Raw genomic sequence first — 17,736 nt, 5'->3', positions numbered from 1 at the left:
GACGAATTTAGTCTGTAGGCAACTGCTAATTGCTTTGTTCAATAAAGAGGTCGTATGTGCAAAAAGCTGGCTTTTCTCGTTCAATCACCTCTCGCACCAAACTTATATCTACCTCCTTACCTGGATCGAGACGCAGGTGGACAATGAAGTGATAGGGACGCCCACCCCCCAGCAACGAGTCTTCTCCAAGGCGTGTTCCTCCTAAAATAAAGCCTTCGCTAAAGATTTCCTCAATACCGATATGCTTCTGGGCTTCAGGCAGATGCTCATCTAAGGGCAAGTCTGTATAGAGATGCAGGTATAGCCGCAAACCGCGACGTGTACCCCGCCAACGGTAAAGCTCTAAAGCTTGACCAATCAGATAACGCTGGCGCATAACGCTCCAGCGAGAGTCTATCGGCCAACCTACCCAATAAGCTAGAAACGGCAGCAATGCTTCTGGAGCAGTTAACGGATTTAGATAAGCCGATAAGCTATCTAGAATCCCCACCGTCGGTTCAAATGCCTGCTCAAAAATGTGCAGCAAGCGACCGATAAAATCTGTTTCGCGGTAAATGCCTGGTAAGAAATCGAGGTACAGGCTACGCGGTCGCACGTGTAAGCTGAAGCTGGCAGATTCACAGACTGGCTGACGGCTATCTATTTCCGTATAGCTGACATCAATGCGGCTATGATAATCGAGAACTAGAGACTGGTCAGCAGCTAAAGACCGATCTGACTCAAAGAAATTTTCTGGCACCCGGAAGTATAGCAATGCATAAATCTCCTGATTTGGCGCAATTGTCTGCGCTTCCAGATGGGTGCGACACCAAAAAGCTGGAAAATTCCCCTGACTTTCTAGGTGCAATTGCAGCACCCGAGTTCCCAGATTTTTAATTTTTACTACCATTTCACTAGGTTCTCCTGGGTATAAAACCAAGGAGTTGCTAGCAGGAGTATGCTCCTGAAGCAAAGACGCACCGCGTACGCGCCGCATCTGCTCAGATCCTCCTATCCCCGTTGATATAGCTGTTTCGGGGATCTGCATGGGAGTAAGTTGCAGATATAAGGAAGAACTAGAGCGGGCTTGGGACATTGTTAGGTGTTAGGTATGAGGTTAAATCAAGTTAATAATGTGACCAGAGCGGAGTTGGGGGTTCTGCCAGGAGCAAACTAAACCCAATGGACCAGGATCGATGACTGGATTTTGCGGCAGCGATCGCACCCAGTTTGTACCTTGTTTGCGTAACTCAAACAACTGCACTACGCCCAAGTAGCGCACCCCAGAAATTTGCTGGAACAAAGTCACAATATCTGAAGGATAAACGGGGCGACCAAATGGCCAGCCTTTACCTTCTGGTCCCCCAGTCAGGGGATTGAGAAAGCGGTAAAGGGCAACTTGCAATTTTGAGAGGATTTCTTGTTGGGCGCGAGAATGGCTATATTCTGGCTCTAGGGCTACTTCAGTTTGCACTGCTACCCCCACATACTCTGGTTCTTGCAAGCGTACCTGCACCCCCAATAGTCGCCGCTCATTGAGATAGTCCAAAATTTGCTCGGTCAGTTGGGGGCTGAGGGCAAATTGCTCTGGTTCCATACCTTGAGCGCGAGCAATTCCATCTGTATTTGCTTGCGGTAATAGTAGCAGACGCACTATACCAGCTTCGGTAATGGCTTTGGCAGGCAAGCAGCGGACACGGGCAATAGCGCCACCAGAGGCTTTGATGGCTAGAGCTTCAAAATCTTCAGCAGTCACAGCGCGATCGCGAGTGCGAAGCATTGCTGGCACTCGGATTGCTGCTTCTTCTAAAGATTCAGCATTCTTCCCGTTGCGTCCGGGTTTGTAGTTGACGACGCTAGCAACGTAAGGCAGAGAATTTTTCAAAACTCTGATCGAGCCAACTTGGACATTTCCTTTCACACCACCGCCAATGCGATAGGCAACCATACTAATCGAGGAGCCTCTCGGCGGTACAGCCCCATATTGCCGCTCTAAAGAGTTAACTGTTTCCTCACCTATTCCTGAGTTGAGTAGCCGTTCTCTCTCTGCTGGTTCTGTCATTTGGAATCTGGCACGCAATAGCGTCTGCTGCTGAATTTGACCTGGTTCACGAATCAATGGGCCAAACTGCACGGTGCCGGTGCGCGAGTCAATGATGTAGTGGCGGTCTTGAGGGACTGAATTAGCAAAATCCATCACCTCGCGCCATCTTTGGGGCAGTTCCCCAGGTGGAGTAACTAGAATATATTCTGTTTCTTTGCGCTCCAGAACCGGAAAACCCATTAACTGAAATGTTTGCCCTGGTTTGCCGTTGCTTTCTCCTAGCGGCTCATTGGTGATTAATTCGCTTTGGCTGGCTGCCACACTACCGCCAATAGAGCGCACAGACAGGCCGACAATGCGGGGAGAGCTAATGTAGCTTGGTTGATTGGGTAAGGGGTCAGCATAAATGCAACGCAGCCAACGACCCTGATAAGTGGAAAACTGGGTCACAGGCCAGAACTGGGGCAGATGCAGCACGATATCTGCACCTTGTAGCGGATTGCCACCAGTACGCGCTAGTTCGCTGAAACTGAAACCTTTAGTGCGATCGTCTGTTTCTCGCAGTAAAACTGGTTCCCAAGACCTGCCATTCCAGGCTTCCCAGCGACGCGGCGGTGCTTCTGGGTTGATGCCAGTAGATGTGGCAGCTTCTCCCTTAAAGTTAACTGCGATGACATTGCCGTCAATAGGCTGTCCTGGCTCGAACACTAGATAAAAGCAATTGCCAGGATGGGGTTGTTCGTTAAAAAATGCTAGCTCTCTGCCGCTCCACTGGCCATCAGGACTGAGTGTCCACAATCCCGTAAAGCGATCGCGCAATATTTGCGGAAAATCTTCTGTAATCTGTGCCGTGAGAAAATGACGAATGCTGGGCTTGCCGATCTCTAACTGGCGATCGGTGCTAAAGACGATCGCTTCTTCGGTTTCTGTCCGCAGTGTTGCTACTTCTGTTCCCTCAGGAATTGTATAAGTCTCAGGCAGAGACGCACTCAGATAAAAAGTCACGTCCGTCCTCGCCGGAGTTGGTGCTTGCAAGCGAACCCCTAGTAACTCCAGAAAAGCCACATAATTGCGTCTGGGAACTTGATTGAACCGCAACATCATTTGGTCTGTTAACCAAGCAAACAGTTCAATTAGGGTAATTCCCGGATCGCTGGGGTTGTAATTTGTCCATTCAGGACAGTAACGAGGAATGCGGAGAATGCACTCTTCTACTAAGTCCTTAAAAGTGCGATCGTCTAAATCCGACTTCGGTAACTTGGGTAGAAAATCAAATTCCACAATTACTCCCCTCGTGGCAACAAATAAAAGGGATAGACCAAACTGCGAGCATCATGGCTTCCCTTGGGGTGATATTCCAACATAATGTCTACTCGACCCCGCACTGGATCGGCTTCAGTACGCACTGCATCCACAACAATCCGCGGCTCCCACATTTGCAAAGCCTCCTGCACATGTAGTCGCAGCAGCAGTAAAGTTTGAGTATTCATGGGTGCGAAAGTCAATTCTGAAAGCCGCGATCCAAAGTTAGGTCGATAAAGCCGTTCGCCTAATTGCGTGCCTAGGATCAACCAAATAGATTCTTCAATATTCCGCTCTGCTGAACTGAGTTGAATACTTCCCTGTACATTCACTCGTAGAGGGAATGAGCATCCTGTACCCAGGTGGGATTGTCGATTATTAGTTGCATCTGACATGCAAGTTACTTTGGGGCCTAACTGTGCAGTCACTCTACTGTAGAGTAACTGCCAAGACTATTAGCCAAAAGTCGAATTATCGGCGACTTAATTAACTTACATTTTGCACCAGTTGCAATAATCCATTTTTTGTAGGTAGGGCTATGCCTTACATTGCCTAAAACCCCTATGTTTGTGTCGGTGGGAAATGCCCAACGCCACTCCTCTCAACGCGGGTAACCCGCGCACGAGGGTGGCTCCCCTACGGTTATTGAGAATGGTGCAAGATATGACTTAAGGTGCAACTAACACTGTCACCCCGGTTGCAATCACAGGCAAGGATATTGGTACTGGCACTGGTATTGGCGGAGTCACTCCTACAGCCATCGTCCCCATGTGCGCTACGGGACGACCACAGGCAAGAACAGTTACAGAAGAAGGCATAGTTAGTACCCCAGTGGCAATGGTGGGCCCTGCCACAGCATCTCCCATACAAGCTATGGGTCTTCCCATCACTAGGACATTTGGCGCTCCCGGTCCAATTATCGGACTGCCACTAGCCAGATCCCCTAAGACTGCGACTGGTAACATGAAAATCTTCCTTTTGCTAATTGCAAATTGATAGTTTTAGACGTTAATTATGTATTGCATTTTGCTACTCAAATATTAGCCATTAGTAGCGATACTTCCTACAAGTTCTTTAACAATTAAGTCGAATCAAAGGTGCTGTAACGCTAGCAGTGATAGCTGCCATCAGAGCAGCCGCAGCCCCTGCTTGTAAATTTAGCGCTGCACCAGATTGCACGCTGCAAGAAGCACCAGCCTGTATTGATAAAGCAGCCCCAGCCTGAAGTGACATTGCTCCTCCAGCTTTCATATTTGCAGTACCCGCAGCCTTAAAATCTAGCATTCCCCCTGCCTGTCCGCTGATTTTAGCCGGGGTTTGCATTTCAATCCCACTGGGGGCAATTTTTATACTGCTTGGCCCTGATTCTAATTTAATTTCCATAGGCGCTTTTATACTAATTGTTTGCAGTGCCTCTATGCTAATACTATTGCTGGTATCACTCATAGTTATTTTTTGACCGTTAGTGGTTTTAATTGCAATTTCTTTACCAGTGTCCTCCATTGTTATTTGATGTCCACCATTCGTTTTAATTTTGATGTTTTTACCTTGGTCATCCATCAGCACCTGATGACCACCATTTGTTTTAATTTCTATCTTCTTATCTTTATCGTCTAAACGCATATAATGACCGTCTGTGGTTTTAGTTTCCACAAATTTATCGCTATCATTCATGTGGAATTTATGCGCTTTTGTCGTCTCCATATAACAGCCAGATTTACTGCTATCTTTATCTTCTTCCACAAATTGCAGTTTATGACCTAAGCGAGTTTTAAATGTTCTGAGGCGGACTTTGCCATCAGCAACCGATTTTTCCACAGTTTCTGGTGGTGCATCTTTACCGTTCCAAACTCCCCCAATTATATAAGGGCGATGGATGTCGCCATGTTCAAAAGCTACTAACACTTCATCATTAATCTCTGGTAGACAGTCAAAGCCGCGATCGCCTGCTGCTCCTGTTCCCACAACTCTCGCCCAATTGCTTTGGTGGTCTTCAGTCAAGGTGGGAAATTTCACTTTGACTCTGCCCCATTTTTGGGGATCGTTATTGTTAGTCACAATGCCCACTAAAGGCGTTTGACCTGGTTGTAAATTACTTTGGGTAATGCGAGGTAACCAATTATTTCCTCGCAAACCTCGAACGCTAAATTCTGTTGTGTAAGTACCTTCTTGATATAAATGACGGGTCTGAGAAACGTAATAGTTACCGCTATATTTACCCATTCCCTCTAGTTTTACCACTTTTCCTGTCCGCAATAAAGGATTGCCTTCGCCTTTACCATCTGCATGAACGAAGTCTCCAGCAATCTCGTTACATACACCTTGGGCGATCGCATCTGCTTCATCAACAGTAGAAACCGGGCGATCGACGATAATCATTGTTGGCGAACTTGGCTTACCATTAAAGCTGTTACTGGTGCTACTACCTTTACCAAAATCTATTGCTGTAACTATTTGGGGCGCATTTTTATTAGAGACAATTACTTTTTTTTGGCTATAGTCCCAAGCTCGGACTTGGACGGAATTTATTTGCTCGGCACTCGTGACACGCACTGCTAAACTATGAATATTTTTTAACCATTTGAGGTTTAAAGTATCTCCTGCTGTAGGTTTACGAAAGTGCAGTTTGTTATCTTGTACAAAAAGCTCAAAGCCAATTCTGGCTGCTCTCTCGTGCAAAAATTCCATATTAGTCTGATTTTTCTGGAAAATATATCCAGGAGGATCGTCAAAACCGTGAGGTCCGCCACTATCATCAACCGTGCCGATAGATATTCCCACTTCACCAGCAATTTTTTTGGCAATATCGCTGTCTTTAGCATTCTGAAAAGAGCGATTGAAGCGTCCCCGATGCAAGCGGTGAGATGTATCATAACCGCGAATAATTAGAGGTGCTTGGGATTCACTATTGAACTGAGTTTCTATAGCTGTGATTTCCCCTTGGAGAATGTAGCCTTGCCCCTGCTCAGAAAATTCTTGTGCTTGTGTAATGCTAGATTTAAAACCAATTTTTACCGATTTACCGATTGCAAATAAGTCTTGGTGACGCCAAGCTGAATCCTCTTCTCGACCAGGAAAGTAATCGTTGCGAATCACTAAAGTAAACATTCCTGGTTGATGCAGGCTTTCTTCAACAGATATTTGCAGAATATCCTCAAGTAGTTCTGAGGAAGCATCGCTGCCATCAATCTGCAACATCGGTTCTGCAATATAAGTTCCCATGACAATCTCTTTTTTTATGCTTTTTTTATTTATTTAATGTTAATTTTTAACGCCTACACCTATCTCCGCTTCTCTCCACGATTCACATTTGCTGGAGTACCCATACCAGGTTGAGAAATTGATTCATCTACTTCTTCTAAAGTCAAATCTAACTTGGCTCGTACTGGTGTACCGTCAGGCAGAAACATCATTAGGCTATAGTTAATGCTGATGACAAAGCAACGTATATACTTTTGTTCTCCCCAAGTAAATACATATATAGGTGGGCGTTTCTCCTTACCTTCTCCTGCTTGAGCGAAGTCAACGGCTTTTTGAAATTTGCTGATGTGCGTTAATACGTTACTACCATCTTCATATGTATCAAAAAATATATCTCTGATGTTGAGTGTACAAGGCTCTGGATAACCAAAAGTGACTTTTGGCAATCCTCTACCAGTCCTTGCTCCTGGATTTTTGTTCAAACTAATCGTCTGTCCAAAATCTAGCTGGGTAGGGTTGAACATAAATTCGATGTCCTCGGCCCCTTTATCGCAGGCAATCAGTTTGGCTTTAACCAGACTCGAAGTTGGCATATAATTTTCCTCAATGAAACTTTTGCAGCATTTATTTAGAAAGTCTTTACCAAGGCAGTCGGCCTGAAGAGAATTGACTGTGAAACTCTCGCTCTATTAGTAATTGCTGTTGAATGAAGGCATAAACTTCTTGAGCCAGAAGCTCTAAATTACGACGGTCTGGTTGTTGTGCAGATCGGTGTGGAGAAGTCATTTGCTGAGTAAAAGTTTCCGTTCTCTGTTGAGGGGTTATGACAGGTTTAATTGGTGGCTGACCTATGACATGATCTATATTGCCGATGTCTGCACTATCAACGTTGGCTAATAAGTCAGTAATGTTTGACCAAGCTTCTGGTGTGGCTGTGGTAGGCGTGGATGGTTTTAAGTTGGGCTTGGTTTTATGGTGGTTACTAGGAACAGTTATGGGAGCAAAAGTCAAGCGATCGCTCGATGCAATCTTAACTGTCTTTTGGCCAGTCGGCGCTAAATTTTCTTGAGCAGCAGATTCCATAACCAAAGGACTGAGAATGGCTAAATTTTGCAAAACTTGAGGCAATTGTGGCAATTCTAACTCTAGTTCGACATCTCCAGTTCTTTCTTGAGATTCTGCAAATGCTGCGATCGCCATATTTCCCCGAATTTCAGCAGCAACCAATTCTATAGGAATGATTTGTGTTTGCAGGTAATTTTGGCCTATTATTCTAGCTGGCAGTAAGGGAGCTTTGATACCTAGAGGTTCTAAGAGTTTCGTTTCTTCCTCAAACTTGCTATTTGTGGGATGATCATTGAGTCCTTCTCTCATATTTTAGTAACTAGCGAAATATCCCTTATCGTCGCGTCCGGCCTTAAGGATAGATGCTCCGCTACCACTAGATTTTGATTGCTGATTACTAACCTTTAATCCTTCATAGATTAAAGTTAATTCTTCAATGGCGACAGAGTTGCTATCTGCATTTAAAGATGGGGCTTTCCACCCAACAGGAACTGCACCAATAAGTGTCCAACGCTGCATAGTTTCCCCCGCTTGATTGAAGAGCAAAATATTGACATTGCGGCGGTTTTTAGTGCTGCTAGCATGATTGCGACTGGGGTCTTTTTGGGTCAATATCTGCTCTAGCCAATGCCAAAAAACCAGATCGTTAGTGATGCCGCGTTTGAGTGTGACGGGCGAAAATTTGACTTGTCCTAACAAAACTCTTTGCTGATCGTTAACACCACCTTCATATTGAGTTTTGTAATCCAAGTCCACACCCAAACCCGAACACTCAGTAAAACAGGCAGTAATACTACTCTCTATTTCTACATAAAAGCGATTGGCTGTAACGTAGCTAAGTTCGCGGGTGTTATTGCCATTTTTTTCAGATTTGCTGTTGACTGGCATTGTTAGCTGGAGGTGATGCAAACATCAAAACAATCTTGTGTAGTTTTTGGCCGTTTCTCTTTGGCTACGCATATCTTCCTGCATCAATTGATAAACCCGTTGGCTGATCTGCCACCGTAACAGTGGATCACGCAGTATTTGACCTGCTAACTCAGATAGAGTGGTTAGATCATCTTGGCGATCGCTGGCTTGAGAAGAATACTTGACCATAAAGAAACACCCATAATCGCTATTAGTATAGAAAGATCGGTTCGTCCTTGATATTAGACAAAGGTCGAAGTTATCACAGTGGTAAGGGTACGGCAATGCCCATAGGTGTCAACTTAAGCCACAGATGGCTTATTGCAAAGCTTACATACCCGCCTTGGAATGAATTCCAAGGCTAATAACCAAAGTTTACTAAAGTAAACTGAGGATTTTTGAGAATTTTTAGTCATCTTCAGATGACTTTTGTTATTAGACTCAGAATTCATTCTGAGGCGGGATATGGGTTTCACCTTAAGTTGACACCAATGGGCAATGCCGTGCCCCTACGAGAAATCTCTTTGTATCAGTGTTTTCGTGAATTGGTATTGAAAAGTTTTACTGAATATTACAGCTTGAAGCAATAATTTTGAGTTTTTGGGTAAGATGCAGAAATAATGCATTTTTGAAAATTGGGGGTTGTTAATTTTGTACGGAGCCGATCCGAAAGATAAGCATCCAATGAAGGGATTTCCCCAAGTCTGCTTCATTCAGAACACTGTATCTAATCCCAATATCATCATTGGAGATTATACATACTACGACGATCCTGAAAATTCGGAAGATTTTGAGCGTAATGTTTTGTATCATTTCCCCTTTAGTGGCGATCGCCTAATCATCGGGAAATTTTGTGCCTTGGCAAGAGGCATAAAGTTTATCATGAATGGTGCAAATCACAAGTTGGATGGGTTTTCGACTTATCCGTTTTTTGGCTTCAAAAATGGCTGGGAAAAAGTTCTCCCTCAACCAGAAGAATTGCCTTACAAAGGTGATACCGTCGTCGGTAACGATGTTTGGATTGGTTATGAAGCGGTGATCATGCCAGGGGTGCAGGTAGGAGACGGAGCAATCATTGCAGCCAAGTCAGTCGTCGTGGGTAATGTCTCGCCTTATACAATTGTCGGAGGCAATCCAGCTAGATGTATCCGCCAGCGCTTTGATGATGAAGTGATCCAAGCACTACTTGAAGTCGCTTGGTGGAATTGGGATATTGGGAAAATTACACGCAATTTGGAGAAGATTGTAGCGGCAGATATTGAAGCGTTAATAAAGTCTGAGTAGCAGCGCAGAAATTGAGTTCGTTTTGGCGATCGCTTGACTTTTAAGACAGTCGCTACGATTCTCCTTAACCCAAGCATATTGGGTTATAGGCAACGCACAGTTCATTTTTGGAGAAATCAATTTTTAGGTAAAGGTTGCAACGGTATCAGCCCCGTTTTGCTGAGAAGTTGCTGGCTTTCTCTAGTCTGAAGAATATTAGCAAACTTGGCACCTACAGCAGAGCGTCTATTATCTCGTGCATAGACTACAGTAATAGGATACGCTAAGGGATATTTTCCTGTACTAAAAAGCTGCACATTCGGATAATAACTACCTTTGTTATTGCACAAATCTGTAGTTGGATCTATTTGCAAGCCGTTATTTTGCACAATGGATTGGACAGGCTCTCCTTGATCTACTACAGCTAGAGGATAAGCAGAACATTGACCAAAAACTTTGCTAAGTGTCCCAAATGCAATTCCACCAACTCCATCATCCTCGAAATCTTTAATCACTTCTCGCAAAGTAGCAAAAGTAGGCAATTGAGTAATTTTATAGGAATTAGCTTCTTTCTTATTGTTTTGCCACAAACTTCTAAAAGCCTCAATAGATAATTTATCTTTGAGTACCCGCTGCTCAAATATTTGCAATGCTTCAGTTTCAGTTGGGATATATAGTTTAACTGGTAAATCCGGGCCTCCAAGTTGTCGCCAATTGCTGATTTGTCCTGTGTAAAGTTTACGCAATTGTTCAAATGTAATTTTTCCCTTCAGGGCATTCGGAAGACTTTCTTGCCTTTTGGAATAGCTGAAGTTAACGAATACAACTAAGCCATCATAAGCAAATTCTTTATAAGTTAAGTCATTACTTTGCTGACTAACTAAGGTAGTGATGGCAAAGTTGATTTTCCCTGCACGGACTTGTTTAATAACTGCATTCTTAGCAGCAGACGGATTGGCTTCATAATCAATAGTTTTGTAGTTCAGTTGCGATTTCCGTAGCTGTTTTTGCAGTTCTGTTTCTAAAGTTTTGTCTTTAGCAATTAGATTTGGCTTTTGCAGTACATAAGTCCACGTTCCGTTTGCTTCACCTGCGTAAGTAAATTTGCCATTAGGCAGCGGCGGCGCGTCTTTAATACAGCAAACAAGAAAGTCGCTCTCAGTTGCCTCCTGATTGTGGAGTTTCGAGGCTAAAAACCAAATTAATCCTCCTAACAAGAGCAAGCCAAGAGTAGTACCAAAAATAATTAAGGGCGTATGAGAAACTTTAATCTGTTCTGGCTTTTCCTCTTCTACTAGCAAATCATTAATTGCTATTTGCTTTTCTGGTGGCAGTTTCAATAAGGCTTGACGGGCAGTGCTAGCACTTGCAAAAGGAATATCGATGCCCACCAAGCGCAGGATAAATTCTTGGAGATGAGGGCTGATTAACGTCCACTGGGGGTAGTCTTTGGGGTTAAACGGTGTGCCCGAAACCGGGTCTAGTGGGTTGCCTATAAGTAAATTAAAAGCGACGTGCCCCAATGCCGATAAGTCATTTGCTGGTAATGGTTTGGTTGCTGGGGTACTTGGTGGGTTAAATAGATTTTCCCACAGAGCAAGGTCGCAAAGATAGATAAAAAATGATTCTTTGTCTATGAGTAGGCTGTGGAGATTGAGATTGCCGTGGGCTAATCCCTGTCGAACTTGACCTGAAGGCAGAGAAAATTTCTGTTCGTGAAGAAATTCCAGCGTTTGTAAAACTTGGTTGAGGACTTGCTGCACTTGGGCAGGAGTCATGGCACCATTATCAGCAAGGTAACTGCTAAGAGTGGGATAGGTATCTAATTTGTTCTTGGTGATCAGGTAGCAGCGTTCTTCAACTAGATTAGTCGGATCAGCGATCGCTTCCCAAGGGAAGATCAGGCGAAAGTCTTGCATTCTGCCGTCAGCTAAATTCAATCCGGCCAAGCTGATAAAAGCGGCTTTGTGCTGACTTAATTCCTCGCCGTTGAAAACTTTTTGTGGCAGTAGATATTCTTTTATTGTTACTGGCTGGCTGTCACCGAGTTGGGTACCTCGGTACAAACGCCCCATTCCCCGCCTGCCCAGTAAATTTTCAACTGTGTAAGTTCCCCGATTACCTTTGAGATTGGTTTGCTCTGCTAAGGTGGCTGGGAAACTGCATTTTAGGCAATACCTAGCTCTTGCATCTTCCTGCACTGCTTGTTGGGGAAAAGTGCAGTTTAATGGGTTGCGAGTTTGGCAGCGATACTGTATGTAATGCAATTCATTTGCATAGTGTGTCGCAGCAGGTTTGTCTGCTTCTGTTGTTGCAGTTTCTTCTTCCACATCTGGGGGAAATAGTTCTGGTTTTATTTCTTCCAGAATGGGCTTAATCCATAAAAATCGCTCTAGAAAGTTATAGCGATTCAACCTAACAGGGGAATTGTACCTCTGCAAGTAGGCTTTAAGTAAAATTTGGGGAATATTTGTCAACACAGAGGATAAATTAGGTGCTAAAGATTAAAGGGCGTTGCATAAATGCGGGATGAATTGAGACTTTTGGACAAAGCAGAATATTGATTCTTTGCGTCTTTGCGCCTTTGCGTGAGACAAAAATCATCCCACTAATCAGCAACGCCAAGATTAAAGATATTGACACTCACCCGCTAACCTTGCGGTTTAGATAGGGCACTTAGTTGATGTGAATACCGTCACAATTATTGTTGCTCAACGAAATCGTCATTAGAGAGCATTTATACAGTAAATCTTAAGTAGTAGAGTGGCGCAGCTAATTTTAGGCATTATGAGTAGGTTGAGTTTCGCAAAGCCTTAACCCCGCCTACAATTTTTTTTGCATAATTTTTAGTCGTATCAGTCCACTACAATAACTTTATTTATACTTGATAAATGACCTCTTAGCAACAAAAATTTATGAGATTATGTAGGAGTAAAAAGTGAAAATAGCAGTTTTTATTAAAACATTAATTACATCACTAAGCCTATTAGCTTTATTAGTTCCCAGTCAGGCATCAGCTCAACTCATACCACAACCTTGGGTTTCAGTCGGTGGTAAAGATGGAGATACAACCTATGCGGTAGGTGCGAAGGCTTTAGATTTGGGGGTTGAAGTAGGAAGTGGGCCGAAAGGTTCGACAGGAGTAGACGTTCTTAAATTTATCAGCTTACCAGTTATTTCCCCTTATGTGGGAATTGGATACTATTCAGAAGATAAAGGGGTTGCGGTTTCAGGTGGTGTTCAGGTAGGTGCTACTGATAATATTTTTGTCGGTGCTGGTTATAATTCTGTGCGCGGATTTAACGGGCAATTCGGAATAAAATTTTAATGGCAACAACCGGGTTTTTCAATAGCAACAGCAAAATTATCAAAAAAAGGGAACAGTAGGTAGGGCTATGCCTAGGGTGTTGATTCTGAGGGTTTTCAGCCCAAAATGTATCATACAAAATAATAGTCGTAGTTAACGTTCTCATCAGGGCACGGCAGTGCCGATGCCCCTACGGTAAACACAAAAAAAAATTGCGTGATAATTTTTAGCTAATTTCGTACAAAGTCAACACCCTAGTGGTTTGTCAATTTTGTTTTGAGGGGTTTTTGGTAGTGCAGGCCGAAAAGCCCGCGTGAGCGAGACGCTCACACTACAGTCCCTCATTTCAACCCTGACAGACTACTAGGCTATGCCTTACAAAACCCGGATATGGTGAGCATTTGCCCAACTCCACTCCTCTCAATGCGGGAAACTCCTCCGGATTCGGCAGTCCGCCCGGTGCTTCAGACGCACGTGTGACTGCGCTCACCGCGCACGAGGGTGGCTCCCCTACGTATATTTCAAAAATCAAGTATTAATTCTATATTTCCGTCCCTATTTAAAATTCCATTCCTAATTTATGCATAGTTTGCCACATTTGTTGGGCTTGAATTTCATCACCTAAAGTTTTACATATTTTGTAAGTCTGACGATAATGAACAATAGCTTCTTGATGACGATTTAAACTCTGAAAAGTCGCGCCCAAAACCATTGCTACTTTAGCTTCTTCATGAGTATTTTGTAAGTCTTGAGCTAAAACGAGAGCAGATCGTAAAAATCCCATTGCTTGGTCATATTGTCCCTCTTGATAATAGATACTGCCAATGTTAAAAAACAGCTGTTGCTGACTTTGCTTATTGCCAATATGCTGGAAAATTGTCAACGACTGTTTATAGTAGGTCAAAGCGCGATCGTTTCTCCCTAATTGCCGATATGTAGACGCTATCCTCAATAGAGCAGCAACCTCTCCTAATTGATTCCCAATTTGACGACAAATGCTTAAAGATTCGACATTATATTCAATTGCTTGCTCAAGTTGATTGACTTGACGGCACACATCACTTAAGTCTTCTAAAATATTATGTCTAACTTTTTGGTCTTCAATATCATAAGCAATTTCTAGAGCGGTTGTTAGGAAATCCATTGCTTGAGGATATTTATCTAGCCTTTTATATGAATGTCCCAGATAGTGAAAACTGATCATCATCAAGTTTTGGTAATCAATTTCTTGAGCAAGTACAAGAGATTGATGACAAAAATCAATTGCTTTTTGCCATTCTTGTAGCTGCAGATAAATACCACCTATATTTAATAGTGAGTCTCCTATGGCTTTGATATCTTTTATTTCTTTAGCAACCAACAGAGCTTTTTGCTCATATTCAAGCGCTTGTGGGTAATTTCCCAAACACTGATAAATATTTGCTAGTGAACTTAAAGCACTTTTCTGGCAACTGCACTCATTGATTTCGTAACTGATGGCTAGTTGATTTTGAAAGTACTCAATAGCTTTTTGGTATTGTCCTAGAGATTGATGATTAGTTCCCAGTTCTCCAATTACAGCAATTTGTAATACTCTATTTCCCGTTGCATAAGTAATTTTTAATAATTGTGTAAAGTATTTAATAGATTCATGAAATTGAGTTAGTTGCCGATAACATTTACCTATGTTGTACAGAGTGACTTCTTGGGAATCTTTAGCCCCCATTCGCTGTGATAAAGCTAGAAGTAACTTATGGTATTCCAAAGCTGGTGAAAACTGGAATAGTTTTTCATAGATGGCGGCTAGTTGACTCAAGCAAGTCAGTTCTTCTTGTCGGTCTTGAATTTGACGGCTGATTGACAACTTGTCAAGGTAGTAGGTGAGCCTCCTGCGGAGGAGGTTAGCTAAATCTTGCTCATCTTCTCCTAACATGTTTGGTGTTTTAGTATACTTATTCACTTAGTCAAAAAGGACTGCATGACTATGCAGTTAATAGGAATTACAGTAATACGTAGCATTTTCCAGGTAGCCTGTAGTGCTTTGATTTGGTAAAGATGTTCTGTTTTTTAGATAAGATTTGAAATACTTGCCCAAATCTTGGGTAGTGATTTAGATGGAGAGTTGCCCAAAACACATCCTAGACATGGCTATCAAGGCTTTTTAGCGTTGAGTCTGAATATATAGTGAGGGATAGAAAAAGTACCTCTGGCTTCACCTCCACGATCATGGCTTTTTCTCTCTTAGTTTGGTATACCCAAAAACAATGAATCTATTTTCAATTGAAGGTCTAGTAGTTGTGGGTGATCGATGATGCTACAACCAAACTAGATACGCAACTGCTGCCAACCTTGTAACTTTAAGCACTAGCAATATATTTTGTTATTTATCTATCCCATTAGGTGTTTGACTAATCCTGAAGATAAGTTAAGTTAACCTAGAGAGTTTTAGTATAAAATATATTTGAATTTTTATCTAAATTATGTAGAGTGAGTAACAATGTAGCATGATATTTTTAATTATATAGAGCTTTATCATACATTTTGTAACAAAAAATAAGTAAGTATATTAAACCGCGTCTACCTGGAAAACCGTAGTTTTTGTAACATTTTTACTTGGCAGTGTCGCTAATTCGGAGTCCCATGATTACTAAGTCGCGCTCAATATCGTCCAGTTCGGCGACGTTGGGCAAATGTCCCCAGGGTTGAAAACCAAATGTTTCAAACAGCTTTAAACTGGGTTGATTATGGGCAAAAATGAAGCCAATGAGGGTCTTTAAACCCAAGCTAGGACTTTCGCTAATTGCTTGTGCTAGGAGTTGTCGTCCCAAGCCACACCGATGAAAGGCTGGAGCAATGTAAATACTAATTTCGGCGGTCTTGTTGTAAGCTGGTCGTCCATAGAAAGATTGAAAACTTAGCCACCCAGCGATCGCACCTTCTACTTCCATTACCCAAAGTGGACGTTGTGATGGCGATCGCCCCTTAAACCAAGTCAGGCGACTTTCCACAGAAACTGGCGCTAAATCAGCGCTGGCCATGCGGCTAGGAATTGCAGCATTATATATTGCCACAATAGCAGGTAAGTCAAATTCACAGGCATGGCGGATAATCATTGCTGCCGTCTCGGAAAAATATTGAAAAAATGAAAATATTTAAAAATCATACAGCCTTGAGGGGAGCTATTCTCTAGGCTGATAATTTTCTTCAACAGAGAACAATAAATACTTTTTCTCTAAAGATTTATATATTCCTTTTGTCGGGTTAGGAAAATTAAATTATGTGTGAACTCCTCTTATAGTTATAGTTTTAACTAATTTTTAACTGTGATTTTTGGGTAAAAAATAAAATATCATAGCCTGAAACAAAAAGTTTGAGAAACGATACTCTTGTATAAGAATCCAATTTGATTATTGAAAAAATCTCAGTATCTGTAGGTAGGGCGATGCCTGACTAAACCAAGAACAAGGTGGGTTACATATATTTCAAAAATCAAATACTAGTCCTATATTTTGTCAAAAATAATTCAGAATTAAGAAATATAATAACTTTTGATTAATTAAATCAATAGGAATATTTGCAAATTGGCAACTACAGCTAAAGGTAGAGGTTAGTTTTATTATCTTTATCTAAGATAAAAATAGTACTGAGAATTATTTTTTATAGTTCGCTGCATATTTGAGTTCGTGTGATTATGTCTGTTAATTCTGTTACAAATGAGGCTCACACTACAAAAAAAGGTAGCAATCTATCTATAGAATTAGAGCTTGCTATGTTTATACTTAAACTAAAGAATGGAATTTGGCTGATTGGAATACCATCTTGGCTTTTTGGATTAACTGATAGAAGTATATCTGCTTTGGCTGATGGCTCTCTATCTATAATCGAAGCTTTTCAGCTATTGACGACTTCCTTCTTTTTCTTCAGTTGGTTGTATTTAAGACCAGAGAAAAGCTTAGATGCGGATGATATCGATTCTAGCTTATATCAAGGATATCTATGTCGAACTCAAAGTAATAAATTTGAGTTAAAGAGGCGACATATGATTAGCCAGGAATATATTTTACCTTTTCCTTATCTTTGTCAAATCTATCACCTCTTAAATTTAAAGCATCTGGAATCAGTCCACAAATTTAGCCTAAATAATCTGAGGATTGTCAATATTAGCTATTTCCAGCCTACAGATAGCGGTGGAATAATTAAATTTCATACAGTTTTGGATTCTCCAGTCAATGCTCTGAGAATTTGGAGACAACCGATCGTTGAGGTGGATTTAATATTACATACTCCATATACTGTTGAACTGAGTATTCCGGTTTACAATAATAAAAGAATTATCGTTATCTTTCAAACTTTGCCATTAAATGACAGAGAGCATCAATTCTTTATTGATATTTATAGCGATCTAGATTGGCCAAAACCTTTATTGCAAGTAATTTTGCATTTCGCTGCTCGGTTAACTTTATTAGAAGATTGGCCTTATTTACAAGCACTAGCGGATAGAAATATAGAGCGATTATTTAACTTAAATTTAGCTTCAAATCACGAAAGTGCGTTGCTGTTTAAAAGGTTTGTTGAATTGTATGGCTCGAATACAGAAAATACGAAATTAATCGCAGGTAGTGATTAATGATTTGTCATTTGTTATTGGTCATTTGTCATTTGTTCAGGGTCAAGGATTATTCTCCCA

General features: G+C 41.9%; 15 protein-coding genes. 3 read left to right on the top strand and 12 right to left on the bottom strand.

The genetic code is table 11. The features are described from left to right. Positions 1–25: 25 nt before the first annotated feature. From CAL7507_RS11020 to CAL7507_RS10980, 9 genes are all read right to left on the bottom strand, one after another. Positions 26–1,075 (bottom strand): phage tail protein, encoded by a 1,050-nt coding sequence (locus CAL7507_RS11020; protein WP_015128554.1) that lies wholly within the window; start codon positions 1,073–1,075, stop codon positions 26–28. Between the two features lie 21 nt (positions 1,076–1,096). Next, a complete protein-coding gene (locus tag CAL7507_RS11015) occupies positions 1,097–3,304 on the bottom strand; it encodes a putative baseplate assembly protein (RefSeq protein ID WP_015128553.1) in 2,208 nt (735 codons plus the stop codon). 2 nt (positions 3,305–3,306) lie between these two features. After that, complete coding sequence (locus tag CAL7507_RS11010; RefSeq protein ID WP_015128552.1) at positions 3,307–3,720, bottom strand: GPW/gp25 family protein; 414 nt, start codon at positions 3,718–3,720, stop codon at positions 3,307–3,309. Positions 3,721–3,993: 273 nt separating this feature from the next. After that, positions 3,994–4,290 carry a PAAR domain-containing protein gene (locus CAL7507_RS11005; protein WP_015128551.1) on the bottom strand — a complete coding sequence of 99 codons (297 nt, stop codon included), beginning with the start codon at positions 4,288–4,290 and terminating at the stop codon, positions 3,994–3,996. Positions 4,291–4,399: 109 nt separating this feature from the next. After that, the gene (locus CAL7507_RS11000) at positions 4,400–6,547 is read right to left on the bottom strand and encodes a VgrG-related protein (RefSeq protein ID WP_015128550.1); all 2,148 of its coding nucleotides are present in this window, start codon (positions 6,545–6,547) and stop codon (positions 4,400–4,402) included. Between the two features lie 59 nt (positions 6,548–6,606). Further along, complete coding sequence (locus CAL7507_RS10995) at positions 6,607–7,119, bottom strand: hypothetical protein (protein WP_015128549.1); 513 nt, start codon at positions 7,117–7,119, stop codon at positions 6,607–6,609. Positions 7,120–7,165: 46 nt separating this feature from the next. Then, complete coding sequence (locus CAL7507_RS10990; RefSeq protein ID WP_015128548.1) at positions 7,166–7,900, bottom strand: hypothetical protein; 735 nt, start codon at positions 7,898–7,900, stop codon at positions 7,166–7,168. Between the two features lie 3 nt (positions 7,901–7,903). Continuing rightward, positions 7,904–8,479: a phage tail protein gene (locus CAL7507_RS10985; RefSeq protein WP_015128547.1), complete on the bottom strand. Its 576-nt coding sequence runs from the start codon at positions 8,477–8,479 to the stop codon at positions 7,904–7,906. 24 nt (positions 8,480–8,503) lie between these two features. Continuing rightward, positions 8,504–8,689, bottom strand: coding sequence for a hypothetical protein (locus CAL7507_RS10980; RefSeq protein WP_015128546.1), 186 nt, complete (start codon positions 8,687–8,689; stop codon positions 8,504–8,506). Positions 8,690–9,148: 459 nt separating this feature from the next. On the opposite strand from CAL7507_RS10980, the gene CAL7507_RS10975 reads away from it, so the two are divergent. Beyond that, positions 9,149–9,784, top strand: a complete 636-nt coding sequence (locus tag CAL7507_RS10975; protein ID WP_369750935.1) for a Vat family streptogramin A O-acetyltransferase — start codon at positions 9,149–9,151, stop codon at positions 9,782–9,784. A gap of 116 nt (positions 9,785–9,900) precedes the next feature. On the opposite strand, the gene CAL7507_RS10970 is transcribed toward CAL7507_RS10975, so the two are convergent. Next, positions 9,901–12,243 carry a substrate-binding domain-containing protein gene (locus CAL7507_RS10970; protein ID WP_015128544.1) on the bottom strand — a complete coding sequence of 781 codons (2,343 nt, stop codon included), beginning with the start codon at positions 12,241–12,243 and terminating at the stop codon, positions 9,901–9,903. Between the two features lie 458 nt (positions 12,244–12,701). Here CAL7507_RS10970 and CAL7507_RS10965 point away from each other — a divergent pair, with 458 nt between their 5' ends. Beyond that, a complete protein-coding gene (locus CAL7507_RS10965) occupies positions 12,702–13,091 on the top strand; it encodes a hypothetical protein (RefSeq protein ID WP_015128543.1) in 390 nt (129 codons plus the stop codon). Positions 13,092–13,629: 538 nt separating this feature from the next. Here CAL7507_RS10965 and CAL7507_RS10960 read toward each other — a convergent pair. Both CAL7507_RS10960 and CAL7507_RS10955 read right to left on the bottom strand, forming a co-directional pair. Then, the gene (locus CAL7507_RS10960) at positions 13,630–14,982 is read right to left on the bottom strand and encodes a tetratricopeptide repeat protein (protein ID WP_015128542.1); all 1,353 of its coding nucleotides are present in this window, start codon (positions 14,980–14,982) and stop codon (positions 13,630–13,632) included. Positions 14,983–15,658: 676 nt separating this feature from the next. Next, positions 15,659–16,162 (bottom strand): GNAT family N-acetyltransferase, encoded by a 504-nt coding sequence (locus tag CAL7507_RS10955; RefSeq protein WP_015128541.1) that lies wholly within the window; start codon positions 16,160–16,162, stop codon positions 15,659–15,661. Between the two features lie 578 nt (positions 16,163–16,740). Between CAL7507_RS10955 and CAL7507_RS10950 the strand changes: the two genes are divergently transcribed. Next, positions 16,741–17,676 (top strand): hypothetical protein, encoded by a 936-nt coding sequence (locus CAL7507_RS10950; RefSeq protein ID WP_015128540.1) that lies wholly within the window; start codon positions 16,741–16,743, stop codon positions 17,674–17,676. Positions 17,677–17,736 lie beyond the last annotated feature (60 nt).

Source organism: Calothrix sp. PCC 7507 (genome assembly GCF_000316575.1).
Classification (GTDB): Bacteria; Cyanobacteriota; Cyanobacteriia; order Cyanobacteriales; family Nostocaceae; genus Fortiea.
This window is presented reverse-complemented; position numbering and strand designations above follow the sequence as displayed.

What these genes read in the sequence shown, in the direction of transcription:
- CAL7507_RS11020 (WP_015128554.1), bottom strand. Translation starts at nt 1,075, where the DNA reads ATGTCCCAAGCCCGCTCTAGTTCTTCCTTATATCTGCAACTTACTCCC.
- CAL7507_RS11010 (WP_015128552.1), bottom strand. Translation starts at nt 3,720, where the DNA reads ATGTCAGATGCAACTAATAATCGACAATCCCACCTGGGTACAGGATGC.
- CAL7507_RS11005 (WP_015128551.1), bottom strand. Translation starts at nt 4,290, where the DNA reads ATGTTACCAGTCGCAGTCTTAGGGGATCTGGCTAGTGGCAGTCCGATA.
- CAL7507_RS11000 (WP_015128550.1), bottom strand. Translation starts at nt 6,547, where the DNA reads ATGGGAACTTATATTGCAGAACCGATGTTGCAGATTGATGGCAGCGAT.
- CAL7507_RS10995 (WP_015128549.1), bottom strand. Translation starts at nt 7,119, where the DNA reads ATGCCAACTTCGAGTCTGGTTAAAGCCAAACTGATTGCCTGCGATAAA.
- CAL7507_RS10990 (WP_015128548.1), bottom strand. Translation starts at nt 7,900, where the DNA reads ATGAGAGAAGGACTCAATGATCATCCCACAAATAGCAAGTTTGAGGAA.
- CAL7507_RS10985 (WP_015128547.1), bottom strand. Translation starts at nt 8,479, where the DNA reads ATGCCAGTCAACAGCAAATCTGAAAAAAATGGCAATAACACCCGCGAA.
- CAL7507_RS10980 (WP_015128546.1), bottom strand. Translation starts at nt 8,689, where the DNA reads ATGGTCAAGTATTCTTCTCAAGCCAGCGATCGCCAAGATGATCTAACC.
- CAL7507_RS10960 (WP_015128542.1), bottom strand. Translation starts at nt 14,982, where the DNA reads ATGTTAGGAGAAGATGAGCAAGATTTAGCTAACCTCCTCCGCAGGAGG.
- CAL7507_RS10955 (WP_015128541.1), bottom strand. Translation starts at nt 16,162, where the DNA reads ATGATTATCCGCCATGCCTGTGAATTTGACTTACCTGCTATTGTGGCA.
- CAL7507_RS10950 (WP_015128540.1), top strand. Translation starts at nt 16,741, where the DNA reads ATGTCTGTTAATTCTGTTACAAATGAGGCTCACACTACAAAAAAAGGT.